The organism is Pectobacterium sp. HCp5_1, assembly GCF_032905925.1.
In the GTDB taxonomy this organism is placed as follows: domain Bacteria; phylum Pseudomonadota; class Gammaproteobacteria; order Enterobacterales; family Enterobacteriaceae; genus Pectobacterium; species Pectobacterium brasiliense_A.
Window position 1 is genome coordinate 1 of record NZ_JAUMIO010000057.1, and the last position, 10,535, is coordinate 10,535.

Here is a 10,535-nt window from a genome sequence, read left to right on the forward strand (position 1 = left end):
GCTGGCGAGACCGGATGAACAGCCGCCCAGTGTACGACAGGCCGATACAACAAAGTGGACGGGGCGTAGCGGTATAACCTACACCGTTCACGGTAAGGGCGGACTGGTTCGGGAAATTCAGCTTCCAAAAGCGCTGGCTTCACGTCTTGAAGCGGTCAGGCGCGACCACACCGTCATCCTGACCGATCGTGGCGTTAACCACACCAGCCGTTATGCGCTTGGTGGCGGCCATCTCTGGTCAAACAGCTTCAGTGCGGCCGCACTGCGGGTATTAGGCTGGTCAGCCGGTGCCCACGGCGTTCGTCACAGCTATGCTCAGGAACGAATGCGCGAACTGCAACATCAGGGTCTGCTCCGGGAAGCTGCCCTGGCGACAGTCAGCCAGGAAATGGGACACTTTCGCCCGGAGATCACGGAAACCTACCTGCGATGAAATTTGTTTTCTGGCGAGTCACCGTGTTAATCGTGTTGTTTGCACTGCTCGGTGCAGCCTACGTATACATGTCAGCCACACTGGAAAACTACACGCTGATAATCAGGCAAGGTGAACAGCTTATAAAATTCTCAGGCTGGTATATGGTTGCTGAGTTATGGCCATTCGTGCTGCCGGGCATACTCATCACAGGTAGTGCCGGTGGGATAGCACTCCTCTGGATAACCGTTAAAGCCGATAACCGCGATCAGGCTGAAAAAATCGCGCATTACCATAGGCTAACCAGCCTGGCGCAAGAAAACGCCGTACAGGCCGAATTTAAGGCCAATAAACGCCTCGCTGAGCAACTCGATCGTGCCGTTCAGCGAGAAAATGCCGCCACACTACGCGAACAGAAGGCCAATGCGCTCATAAGTGCAGCCCAGAATCAGCTGGAAAACGTCATCGCAGAAGCACAGAGACAGGTCGATATCGCCAAAGAAGAAAGCAGTAACGCCGAAACTCGACGTAAAAATGCCACGGCAACGGCAGAACGCCGGCGACGGAAACTGGAAAAACTCAAAGTAGAACAGGAAAACCGGGAGTTAACGGAATTTTTCAAATCCTAAAGCAAAGGAGTGAACGAAGACCCCATCACAAGCAGCGCTATTCCGCTTCCTCGCTCATTCGCTCACTCCGTTCGGTCATGAGACTGCGGCGAGCGGTGCGTGTTAACGACGAAAACCCGATGGTTTTTTCCATTCAAACAGGCGCTCCTGTGCAGCCTCGTGACGCTGGCGAGAAATCCTGTTGGCGTCTCGCTGAGAGATGATCTGCTGGCGCGCTGTCGCTAACACCTTTTTTTTCTCAGGACCCGAGAGCCGTGCGCCTTTTGCACGTTCCGCCGCGAAAACCGCCGCATCAATAAACTGTTTTTCAGAAGCGGATAACGATGATAATCGAGTCATAAATCCCCCAAAAGAAAAAAAGACAGCAGCCCCCCCTCCCCCCAGAGCCGGATCAGCAAGTCTCGCTTTTCCATAGGCTCCGCCCTCCTGACGAGTATCACAAAAAATGACGCTCAAGTCAGAAGGGGCGAAACCCGACAGGACTTAAAGATCCCCACCGTTTCCGATGGGGCGCTCCCTCGTGCGCTCTCCTGTTCCCACCTTACAGTGTCCCCGCATCATTCCGCTGTCATGGCCGCGTTTTCTCATTCCACGCCGGATGCTGGGGTCTGGTTAGGTGGTTCGCTCCAAGCTGGGCTGTATGCACGAACTCCCCGTTCAGCCCGACCGCTACGTCTATTCCGGTAACTGTTCTCTTGATCCCAACCCAGAAAGACACGACTTATCGCCAGTGGCAACGGCCATTGGTAACTGGGTTCACAGAGCGAATTTTGTATAGCTGGCTATACAGAGAGTTCTTGAAGTGGAGGCCAATCTACGGCTACACTGAAAGGACAGTATTTGGTATCTGCGCTCTGTGTAAGCCAGTTACCACGGTTCAGAAGTTCCCCAACTTGCTGAACCTTCGAAAAACCGCCCTGCAAGGCGGTTTTTTCGTTTACAGAGCAAGAGATTACGCGCAGACAAAAAGGATCTCAAGAAGATCTTTTTTTATCATACACCTCCATTGAAAATGCCACATGGAGTAACCATATGAAATGAGCCTCATCAATCCTTAAATAAATATCTGGAGATAATAATCATGGGTATTAAATCTGGTCCAAAACCAATAGCAGACAGCACAGGAAAAGAAGATAAAAGACAAAGGGTGAGACCTGAGAACAAAAACAAACACCCTGATTTAAAAGAACATAACCATAAAAAAGGTGACTAAATGCCATATGATATGGGTGCAAAATGTCCATGTTGTGGAGTAGAGGCGGGGCGGGATATCAATGAAATAGAAGAAATATTCGGTTTCAGAGAATTACCGAATGGGAAGAAAATCCCACAATCCTATTGTCGAGAATGCAGAAGATTACATTGCTCTCCAAACGATAAACGATGCGTATAACTTACCTAGAATTACCAAAAGAAGCCCCCTTCGATCGGGCTTCTTTCCATTTGAAATATTAGGATAAAACATTTAAATAATTAATGAAAATATATTTCTTAAAAATAAAATTAGGAGTTTTGCTTACCCTGATCAATCGTCTTCAGTAGCGTTGTACATAACTCACTAAAACCAGAACCCATTCCCTGCATTCGCTCAACCAGACCAGACAAGCCTTTTTCACGATCACCAAATAGATACTCTTTTGTAAGAGAACCCTTGAGTGCTCCATCAACACGATCCTGAGCTATATTACTGGCAAGAAAATTTAAATCACTAGACCCAGTTGTCGGCCAACCCAGAGATTTTAAATACGCTTTATCACTACTTGTAAGGTTATCTTCAACATTAAAAAATGTATATGCCTGCCCTGATGGGAAAAATCCAGTTGTTACTTTTGGTTGAAAATCAGAGTCATTTTCCAATGCTTTATTATCAACATTAACAACGTCTGACTTATCTGAAGGTTTTACTTTAAAATCATTGAGAATTTCAGAGAATACATCAGAATTGCCACTAGTTCGAGTGGGAAACATTGAATCGATGCCACGGACACCTGATACCAGCATATTACACCTCAAGAAGTAATAAATAACCGGCCACCCAACGCGACCGGTTACGATTCTACTTAGCTGTAATAGACGGTGCAATCATAACCATCAATATATGGAGGATTAAAAATACCACCGTTAAGATTGCCCACCTTCATCGCCAGAACCAGTCTGCAATTAGCAGGGATATTGGAACCAGAAGCGACGATGGTATCACTACCAGAGGCGGTAATATCAGCATACCCTAACTCAAATCCGGCTGAGTTATAGATATAAAGCCGGACAGAGATCTGGCTTGCCCAACCACCATAGCCATCACGATCATAGTTGTACTTGATACTATCAATGACCCCAGAAGGTGAGCCAGATGGGGTCAACACTGAATTTGTGACCCAAGTACCTCCAGATGTAGGGTGAGGACCAAGCCCAGAACGGTACCAACTATTCAATGCTTTCGCTGCAAGAGCTCCATTGAGCTTACTTTCAGCTTTAATATGTTTCTTTAATACTTCAGCAAGTTCAGTATCTTCATTCCCTGGCAAGGTTTTAACAAAGATGATTTCATTATTACCTTTAACAGAAATTTCAGGTTGAACGATTAATTCACTCATATGACTGCTCCATTCAATTTATATAAAACCACACTAGAGCAGTAAAATTAACACCGAACACCATGTCTTTATTTTAAAGTAATTTAAAAACCTAACATCAAACAACATATAGAAATCAAGAACATATTTTTTGATGAAAATTAATAAGATACGCATTGAAAAAACGACACCGCGCCATCATATGCATTAGGCTCAGCACAATCCCGTGCTGAATGTAGCCAGGCTCCTAAAAAGTAAGGAAGATAAGAATGGCAACGGTTAAAAATGTTCATGTTGTTAAAATTAAGAATAATTCTGGTGATTACCATATAGTTGAAGAAGAAAATACCGGGAAATTTTTGTTTCAATGCGATACTCAAAAACAAGGTATTGATTGGGCTATTAGCTGTGGATTCACCTATGAAATTCACCGCGAACGTAACAGAAAGCCAGGCGATCAACACGGTCAGTTTCGTGCGCCATAACGTAGAATAATACTCAAAAAAAGCCCTACGGGGCTTTTTTTGTACCGGCTAGTTACTCGGATTTACCATAGCATCCGTTGTTCGCCTTATATGGCAATACGATGAGAATAAAACGCCAAATAAAATCTGTTTAAAAACCAAGCAATTGAAACATACCTTGATAACAATCAAGGCAGATAGCAACATTTCACTCCAACATATACACACATACATTCACACACACTAAAGAGATAAAAATGGCTGGAAAGATGTGCCCTAACTGTGGAGAACAAACCTTTTTTAAAACACCCAAAGGACGTAAATGTTCGAAGTGCGAACATGAAATGATCGTTCCTGCATCAAATGGCAAAGGAGGAAAAGGAGGAAAGTGCTCAAATTGCAATGAGTACAAGGTATTCAACAACTCCTGCCGTGGGTGCGGTGCTCGTTATATCTAAAATCAACCCGAATCACTCACACATCGATACTGATAACATCAGTTATCAGTGTCGAATGAAAATAGTAAAGACTAGCGCCCAAATCTATCAGTAAATCGTTGGTTGCTAACCCTTCTACTCATTTTGCTATTGCAGTTAGGGCACAAATGCTGTTTTTTACCTTCAATCGTCCAGGTGTAATATTTTTTTTTAAAACCCGTGCCACAAACATCACAGCGGCTTGGTTTAAAAATCACACCAAGAATAGCAAGTAAAACAACTCCACCAATAATCCACTCCATAAAATCCCTCTTAATGAAAAAGCCCGCATAGCAGGCTAGTCGTAGACTTCTCGGCGATGACCGATGGTGGCAGCAAGGATAACCAGCTCGTCATCTCGGATCTCACACAGAATACGATAATCCCCTACACGATAACGCCAGAACTCCCCCAACTCACCTTTGAGCGGCTTCCCTGATTGGCGAGGATCAGCGGCAACAGAAATGCGTAAATCCATAAAATCCACAATCCGTCTCGCGGTCTGTTTGTCCATTTTACGTAACGATTTGAGCGCCCGGTCGGAATAGTTAATCGTCCAGACCAAGTGATTTCCTCACGCCTTCAGACGAATGCACTGGTTCATCGCCACGGCGAATGCGAGCCGCCGTTTCTGCTGAAAGGTAATAATCTTCCAGGTCTTCCAGATGCGCCAATATCGCTTCCCGCGCATAGAATGTCTTTGTTCTGCCGGTTTGTTTCGCCAGCGAGTCCAGACGGGACTCAATCTCATCAGATAACCGGATAGCCAGCATACAGACCTCCTGAAACACATTTGATATACATGTATATCATCATACGCTTTTCAAGCAAAAAGAATAGAAAATCATCTGTCTCAGCTTGAAAAATGCAACAAAAGCCACATATATAAAGTGGGTAATATTACCCAAAAAATTAAATGGAAAGGAAAACCTAATGGCTTTAAGTGACCACGAATATGTAAATTTTTCAGAAGACTACGAACTAAACTATCACCTGAGAAAAGTGAACAAACAGGAGTCAGCGGCAAATAGGACTACATTGCGCACGATGGGTACCGAGCTAAAGGCTCGTCTTAATAAGACCTACCTAACTCACGCTGAGTTTCATGCCTACATCCAGACGCAACTGCACCGCCTGAGCTGATAAGCATCAAAAGCCCTCCGGGGCTTTTTTTGTACCAACTAGTTACTCAGATTTACCATAACATCTGCTGCGCGCATCAAATGAAAAAGCCCGCGTATGGCGGGCTATCTGGGCAAAATACGACACAGGTAGATCAATCAAAAATTCATTGCTTTCTTGCAGTTACGATAGGTTGTTGGATGCAGTGTTCCATAGTAATCATCACGACTTTCATCCAAGGCCCAGCCAATCAAATAAGCATCGGAATCATCGCTTACCGTACGAGTTCTACGAGTCAGTCCTGACCAAACTCCAGAAAGCTCAGAGACATCAAAACCAAGCTCCTCTGCGACACTCTTGCACCAGAATCCCTGCTCCCCGTCCTCACTTTCAAGAATAGCTTTCAGCACTGACCGTGACTTATCACTTAAACCACGCACAAGCCTTTCTGCCTGAAGCGAGGAAAGATCAGTAGGACCATCCTCTAACTCCTCATAAACACCGGAAATAGATTCTCCAGTTGCCAATGCCAGCACTTCTTCTTTGGCTGAATCTGATAACAACATCAAATCTTCACGGGATAAAAAAATACCACTAGTCATGAAACACTCCATTGCCTTGTTAAAGTGAAACGATAATAAACACAGACAATAACTTTGTCAACGTTAGGCAATCTAAGTCTTATAGAGTAACACAGGTAAAGCTCAGATATTTTAACAGGGCGATAGACACTCTACGGCTCGGATTTACCATAACATCCGATCCACGCACCGCCGCAGCCGCCCTCAACGCAACATTGCCGCTTAAACGCTAAAAAACCGGGTTATCTATGGGTCAGATCGGGAAAAATGCGCCTGATAAATTTTAGCCGCCTGCATGCCTATGCACAGAAGTGCATAGGCTGTTTTTTCACGATAACGAGAACACGTAATCCCTATTTTGTTCGCTTTTCCGCAGATTGGGACCGTGGTCCCAACGAGGAGTCATTTTGCGCATGCGCAAAATGACTCCTCATCTCTACCGTTTAAACATTATGATGATCAGCACGATATCTATCAGAACTTTTGTTACTTCTAACACCAATCGCATTTGTAAAACGCTTTTCATTTCCATCCCCATATAAACCATTCATCAGAACCGCCTGTAACAGTAGTCCTATCCTCCGAGCAGCCGGATTAACCAGCTTCACTGCATCATCACTTACATATCAAAAGGCTATAAGAGGAAGAGGTTCAGTGGGGTGTCATTATTGATAGGGATTTCATCTTTATAGCTTTATTGCTATAGTTATTTATAGCAATAAAGCTATAATTAATAGGCAGAGAACATGTGGGAAGTAATAACGACAGAGTGCTTCGACGCCTGGTTTTTAACTCAAGATGATTCACTGAGAGAATCGGTTTACGAGGCAATGGGGATCTTAGAGAAATTCGGACCTAAGCTCGGCAGGCCATATGTAGACACATTAAACGGCTCAGATTTTCCGAATATGAAAGAGTTACGTGTTCAACATGCAGGTAAACCAATAAGAGCATTCTTTGCTTTTGATCCGACACGTAAAGCTATCGTGTTATGTGCCGGAGATAAGACCGGGATAAACGAGAAGCGATTCTACAGAGATATGATTCGACTTGCCGATTCTGAATACCTAAAACATCTGGCTAACCTGGAGAAATAATCATGGCGACATACAGAGAGCTACTGGAAAAAGAGAGTCCGGAAATGCAGGCTCGCGTAGCGGCGCGGGTCGAAGAGACAAGCCTGGTTATTGCCCTTAGTCAGCTACGTGATGAATTAGAGATCTCTCAGACAGAACTGGCACGGGCGATTGGCATATCCCAACCAACACTGGCCAAGATGGAGAATCCTGAAAATGACCCTCGTCTTTCCACGTTAAAACGTTATGTAGCAGCATTAGGTGGAGAACTGAGCATTGATGTCACGTTACCGACAGGGAAACGTGTCGCATTTCATCTCTAAATTAACCATCCACTCACTCAATAAGCCCTCCTTTTCCCGCTATTTTCAGCTATGATTGCTCGGTCACCGCACATCGGTGACCGGGTGTAGGAACCCGGACTTACTATCGGCGATAAGATCGGACGCGCCAGCGTCCTTTTTTATATCGCAGCCTCTGTTCGCCTCAATGGTGGCTCAGGCGGGGCAGCCTTCGGGCTGGCCGGGTCGATAGTACCGGTATTCCTACCCCCGTCTGGGCTACCACCCAAAGAGCGTAGGAACTCTTATGGTGGTGAAATATCTCACTATCGGAAGACCATCATGTTCGACAATACCCCTCTTAGGCCTGATGAACTGTTAGACCAATGTTGTGCTCTGTCCTATGCCGTCACCGCTATCACCCACGATCAGGTACGCGAAATTCTTGCGTTTGTGCTGCACGAAAAACTCCGGGATTTTTATGATTGCTACCACCCAGAGCAACTTCCTGATAAAGACGATTAACGAACTGGCGCCCGTTTTATCCTAACCAGCGGCGCCACCAGGGTTTAGGGTGAACATTCTCTGATTCAACCGGTGCCGGCTTGTATTCCAGCCGGCGTATTTCCTGAAGCTCCAGTTTGAGACCCGACACTTCTTCCCTGAGCGCTTTCAGCTCCAAAACCAAGTCTTTCATTACGCTATTATCTGTCTCATCACCCTGTCCCCGAGTGTCCCACTGCGTTGTCTCATCCGGTTTCAGTTCTCCGTACACCCGCATCAATTCACTGGTATCGAGAGAGCGACCGCCATCAGACTCAGACCTATATGATACACGGCCTTTCGCCATATCCCGGTACAGCGAACTTCGCCCTTTTCCGGTCAATTCCATCGCCTGTCTCACGCTGACCCACGCCATTGTCCCACCTCCGATTTTTGAGACAGTATAGCGCTGTACAAGACATTCTCAGCCCCTCCGTTATTTCAGCCTGCACACGGTGCAGTCATGCTCTCATTTTCTTTCTTCTTTTTTTAGATTATTTATTGCCAGTGATACCCGCTATGTACAACGAATAAATACGTTGTACATAGCGGGTATCACTGGGTTTATTCAACATAAGCGCAATAATTAAAAAGCACGTTGGTAACGCAAGGTTATCCGTATTATTCTTTTGCTGTTGATGATTAGTGCACGTCACGCACTCCTGATTACACCGGATACAGGTCAACAATCCGCGCCCCTTGAGGGATCTGAGACCCAGCAGCGACATCTGGAGAGACTGAGGCGACGCAGTTAAAACGCCACCTGGTCAGTGTAACGACCGCGATTAGCCCACGCTGACGGGGGAAAAAATGGCGAGAATAGTCCGAGCCAGACGCCACAAGGTGTCAAACAGGGGCAAATAGGCATTCAATTGCCGCTGAACCGGTATCTTAGGTCAGGCGTTCTTACAAACTATCAAGCGGTGATGATATGACGGAGTTTAGCGTCAGCCAGGAACTGGCCGCATTACAGGAAGAGACCCGGTTAATTCGCAAACCGCGCTACCGGAAATCGCGCCTCGATCGCTACACCGGAGAACTGCGCCAGCTTCATCAGGCCGGAGCCAGCGCCGCCGAGCTACAACGCTGGCTCAGAGCAAAGCGGATCAGGGTCGTGCTATCCACAGTGACTCGCTGGCTGGCTCGTCATGGTTAAACCCGTTACATGCCATCCTAATGCGAGGTTGCTACACTCAGAAATAGACTTACGGAAAATCAGGAGCGTCATCCATGAACAGCACCCACTACGAAAACGCGAACTTTCTGCGGGAGCTGGCCGAGAGCCTCCCACACCTCATCCCCTCAGGAAGTTCGGATAAAGCCGCACTGTTGCAGCGTCTCGCTAATGAAGAACTGGCACAGGCAGAGTATGAGGAAAGAGCACGCGCCAAAGTCGCAGAAGCCCGTGCCGACACCCGACCAAGTATGACAACCGACCAGCTTCGTCAGCAGCTACAGCGCCGCTATCAGGAAAAACACGATGTCGTATGATGTGGAATGGAAAGCGAGTGCCACGGAGGATGTGATGGCACTTTTTGACTATATCGCTGAAAACGCTTCTCTCTGGGATGCAAGGCACGTTACTGAACGCCTCCTCGCTTCCACCGACAAACTCGCAGAGTTTCCCAAGCTATATGAGCTAGATCCGCGCTACGGCGAGGGCGTCCGCCGTATCAGTCTGATGGGACAGCATGTACTATATGACGTGGATGACCCCACCCAGAAAGTTCAGGTTCTGGCTGTTATCGGTCAGCGCCAGAACCCTCAGCAGATCCGTTAACCTTCAACCGTATCCTCATGGCAAAAGCAAAATTTTCCTCACCCGGGCGTCAGGCGGCTTCGGTCATGAAAGCCATACAAGGGGAAAGCCTGCGTTCAGTTGGTACCGTACGCAATTACGAACAGGCATTAACTCGGGTAGCAGAATGGGTTCGTGCATCCCGAATCCTCGGAGGACTTCGTGAACTAACGCCTTCTCTGGCCGTCAGTTATCTTGAATCCCGGGGCGAATCGGTAGGACAAAAAACCCTCGACATGGAGCGGCAAGCTATTCAGGCCATGATGCACCATGTCACCGGCATCCTGCCTCTGACCGAGCGTTTACCGGTGATCCGCGCAGACCATCCACAAATCCTGACAGGACGGGCTTACACCTCAGAACAAATCACCCGTATTTGCGCCGCTCAAACCCCAAAGAACGCACTAGCGACAGAGCTGGCCTACGCAGCAGGATTACGCGCCCATGAGCTTTATACGCTGGCGAGACCGGATGAACAGCCGCCCAGTGTACGACAGGCCGATACAACAAAGTGGACGGGGCGTAGCGGTATAACCTACACCGTTCACGGTAAGGGCGGACTGGTTCGGGAAATTCAGCT

Annotated in this window: 17 protein-coding genes and 2 pseudogenes; 11 read left to right on the plus strand and 8 right to left on the minus strand. The window is 46.9% G+C overall.

Annotated elements, in window-relative coordinates; translation table 11 throughout:
• A pseudogene (locus Q3A88_RS21035) lies at window positions 1-433 on the plus strand (site-specific integrase); the annotation flags it as partial.
• The gene (locus Q3A88_RS21040; RefSeq protein WP_039318279.1) at window positions 430-1,041 is read left to right on the plus strand and encodes a hypothetical protein; all 612 of its coding nucleotides are present in this window, start codon (window positions 430-432) and stop codon (window positions 1,039-1,041) included. The pseudogene Q3A88_RS21035 and the gene Q3A88_RS21040, both read left to right, overlap by 4 nt.
• Before the next feature lie 102 nt (window positions 1,042-1,143).
• On the opposite strand, the gene Q3A88_RS21045 is transcribed toward Q3A88_RS21040, so the two are convergent.
• The gene (locus Q3A88_RS21045; protein WP_230243182.1) at window positions 1,144-1,497 is read right to left on the minus strand and encodes a hypothetical protein; all 354 of its coding nucleotides are present in this window, start codon (window positions 1,495-1,497) and stop codon (window positions 1,144-1,146) included.
• 625 nt (window positions 1,498-2,122) lie between these two features.
• Between Q3A88_RS21045 and Q3A88_RS21050 the strand changes: the two genes are divergently transcribed.
• Window positions 2,123-2,254 carry a hypothetical protein gene (locus tag Q3A88_RS21050; protein ID WP_260579923.1) on the plus strand — a complete coding sequence of 44 codons (132 nt, stop codon included), beginning with the start codon at window positions 2,123-2,125 and terminating at the stop codon, window positions 2,252-2,254.
• A gap of 290 nt (window positions 2,255-2,544) precedes the next feature.
• On the opposite strand, the gene Q3A88_RS21055 is transcribed toward Q3A88_RS21050, so the two are convergent.
• Together Q3A88_RS21055 and Q3A88_RS21060 are read right to left on the minus strand one after the other, a co-directional pair.
• Entirely contained in the window at window positions 2,545-3,042 is a 498-nt protein-coding gene (locus tag Q3A88_RS21055; protein ID WP_039318285.1) for a hypothetical protein, read from the minus strand.
• A 59-nt stretch (window positions 3,043-3,101) separates the two neighbouring features.
• Window positions 3,102-3,635, minus strand: a complete 534-nt coding sequence (locus tag Q3A88_RS21060; protein ID WP_039318287.1) for a hypothetical protein — start codon at window positions 3,633-3,635, stop codon at window positions 3,102-3,104.
• 248 nt (window positions 3,636-3,883) lie between these two features.
• On the opposite strand from Q3A88_RS21060, the gene Q3A88_RS21065 reads away from it, so the two are divergent.
• Window positions 3,884-4,099, plus strand: a complete 216-nt coding sequence (locus Q3A88_RS21065; protein WP_039318298.1) for a hypothetical protein — start codon at window positions 3,884-3,886, stop codon at window positions 4,097-4,099.
• 508 nt (window positions 4,100-4,607) lie between these two features.
• Here Q3A88_RS21065 and Q3A88_RS21070 read toward each other — a convergent pair.
• The 4 genes from Q3A88_RS21070 to Q3A88_RS21090 all read right to left on the minus strand — a co-directional run bounded on the left by Q3A88_RS21070 (window position 4,608) and on the right by Q3A88_RS21090 (window position 6,278).
• A complete protein-coding gene (locus Q3A88_RS21070; RefSeq protein ID WP_072013622.1) occupies window positions 4,608-4,817 on the minus strand; it encodes a hypothetical protein in 210 nt (69 codons plus the stop codon).
• 35 nt (window positions 4,818-4,852) lie between these two features.
• Complete coding sequence (locus Q3A88_RS21075; protein ID WP_039318312.1) at window positions 4,853-5,119, minus strand: type II toxin-antitoxin system RelE family toxin; 267 nt, start codon at window positions 5,117-5,119, stop codon at window positions 4,853-4,855.
• Window positions 5,103-5,327, minus strand: coding sequence for a TraY domain-containing protein (locus tag Q3A88_RS21080; protein WP_039318314.1), 225 nt, complete (start codon window positions 5,325-5,327; stop codon window positions 5,103-5,105). The genes Q3A88_RS21075 and Q3A88_RS21080 overlap by 17 nt, the downstream gene beginning before the upstream one ends.
• Before the next feature lie 507 nt (window positions 5,328-5,834).
• The gene (locus Q3A88_RS21090) at window positions 5,835-6,278 is read right to left on the minus strand and encodes a hypothetical protein (protein WP_039318316.1); all 444 of its coding nucleotides are present in this window, start codon (window positions 6,276-6,278) and stop codon (window positions 5,835-5,837) included.
• Window positions 6,279-7,003: 725 nt separating this feature from the next.
• Here Q3A88_RS21090 and Q3A88_RS21095 point away from each other — a divergent pair.
• The 3 genes from Q3A88_RS21095 to Q3A88_RS21105 all read left to right on the plus strand — a co-directional run bounded on the left by Q3A88_RS21095 (window position 7,004) and on the right by Q3A88_RS21105 (window position 8,139).
• Window positions 7,004-7,354, plus strand: coding sequence for a type II toxin-antitoxin system RelE/ParE family toxin (locus tag Q3A88_RS21095; protein ID WP_039318317.1), 351 nt, complete (start codon window positions 7,004-7,006; stop codon window positions 7,352-7,354).
• A 2-nt stretch (window positions 7,355-7,356) separates the two neighbouring features.
• Window positions 7,357-7,656: a helix-turn-helix domain-containing protein gene (locus tag Q3A88_RS21100; protein ID WP_039318319.1), complete on the plus strand. Its 300-nt coding sequence runs from the start codon at window positions 7,357-7,359 to the stop codon at window positions 7,654-7,656.
• A 300-nt stretch (window positions 7,657-7,956) separates the two neighbouring features.
• On the plus strand, window positions 7,957-8,139 hold the full coding sequence (locus Q3A88_RS21105; protein ID WP_072013623.1) for a hypothetical protein: 183 nt from the start codon (window positions 7,957-7,959) through the stop codon (window positions 8,137-8,139).
• Between the two features lie 16 nt (window positions 8,140-8,155).
• Here Q3A88_RS21105 and Q3A88_RS21110 read toward each other — a convergent pair whose 3' ends face one another.
• On the minus strand, window positions 8,156-8,533 hold the full coding sequence (locus Q3A88_RS21110) for a hypothetical protein (protein ID WP_039318321.1): 378 nt from the start codon (window positions 8,531-8,533) through the stop codon (window positions 8,156-8,158).
• A gap of 555 nt (window positions 8,534-9,088) precedes the next feature.
• Between Q3A88_RS21110 and Q3A88_RS21115 the strand changes: the two genes are divergently transcribed.
• The 4 genes and pseudogenes from Q3A88_RS21115 to Q3A88_RS21130 form a co-directional block, all read left to right on the plus strand.
• Window positions 9,089-9,313: a hypothetical protein gene (locus Q3A88_RS21115; protein ID WP_103161203.1), complete on the plus strand. Its 225-nt coding sequence runs from the start codon at window positions 9,089-9,091 to the stop codon at window positions 9,311-9,313.
• 74 nt (window positions 9,314-9,387) lie between these two features.
• On the plus strand, window positions 9,388-9,648 hold the full coding sequence (locus Q3A88_RS21120) for a hypothetical protein (RefSeq protein WP_039318269.1): 261 nt from the start codon (window positions 9,388-9,390) through the stop codon (window positions 9,646-9,648).
• Entirely contained in the window at window positions 9,638-9,937 is a 300-nt protein-coding gene (locus Q3A88_RS21125) for a type II toxin-antitoxin system RelE/ParE family toxin (RefSeq protein WP_039318272.1), read from the plus strand. The genes Q3A88_RS21120 and Q3A88_RS21125 overlap by 11 nt, the downstream gene beginning before the upstream one ends.
• Window positions 9,938-10,002: 65 nt before the next feature.
• Window positions 10,003-10,535, plus strand: a pseudogene (locus Q3A88_RS21130) (site-specific integrase); the annotation flags it as partial.

Coding starts and splice junctions, on each gene's coding strand:
- Q3A88_RS21095 (WP_039318317.1), top strand. CDS start 7,004: ATGTGGGAAGTAATAACGACAGAGTGCTTCGACGCCTGGTTTTTAACT.
- Q3A88_RS21110 (WP_039318321.1), bottom strand. CDS start 8,533: ATGGCGTGGGTCAGCGTGAGACAGGCGATGGAATTGACCGGAAAAGGG.
- Q3A88_RS21080 (WP_039318314.1), bottom strand. CDS start 5,327: ATGCTGGCTATCCGGTTATCTGATGAGATTGAGTCCCGTCTGGACTCG.
- Q3A88_RS21100 (WP_039318319.1), top strand. CDS start 7,357: ATGGCGACATACAGAGAGCTACTGGAAAAAGAGAGTCCGGAAATGCAG.
- Q3A88_RS21060 (WP_039318287.1), bottom strand. CDS start 3,635: ATGAGTGAATTAATCGTTCAACCTGAAATTTCTGTTAAAGGTAATAAT.
- Q3A88_RS21070 (WP_072013622.1), bottom strand. CDS start 4,817: ATGGAGTGGATTATTGGTGGAGTTGTTTTACTTGCTATTCTTGGTGTG.
- Q3A88_RS21115 (WP_103161203.1), top strand. CDS start 9,089: ATGACGGAGTTTAGCGTCAGCCAGGAACTGGCCGCATTACAGGAAGAG.
- Q3A88_RS21125 (WP_039318272.1), top strand. CDS start 9,638: ATGTCGTATGATGTGGAATGGAAAGCGAGTGCCACGGAGGATGTGATG.
- Q3A88_RS21040 (WP_039318279.1), top strand. CDS start 430: ATGAAATTTGTTTTCTGGCGAGTCACCGTGTTAATCGTGTTGTTTGCA.
- Q3A88_RS21055 (WP_039318285.1), bottom strand. CDS start 3,042: ATGCTGGTATCAGGTGTCCGTGGCATCGATTCAATGTTTCCCACTCGA.
- Q3A88_RS21065 (WP_039318298.1), top strand. CDS start 3,884: ATGGCAACGGTTAAAAATGTTCATGTTGTTAAAATTAAGAATAATTCT.
- Q3A88_RS21050 (WP_260579923.1), top strand. CDS start 2,123: ATGGGTATTAAATCTGGTCCAAAACCAATAGCAGACAGCACAGGAAAA.
- Q3A88_RS21105 (WP_072013623.1), top strand. CDS start 7,957: ATGTTCGACAATACCCCTCTTAGGCCTGATGAACTGTTAGACCAATGT.
- Q3A88_RS21120 (WP_039318269.1), top strand. CDS start 9,388: ATGAACAGCACCCACTACGAAAACGCGAACTTTCTGCGGGAGCTGGCC.
- Q3A88_RS21090 (WP_039318316.1), bottom strand. CDS start 6,278: ATGACTAGTGGTATTTTTTTATCCCGTGAAGATTTGATGTTGTTATCA.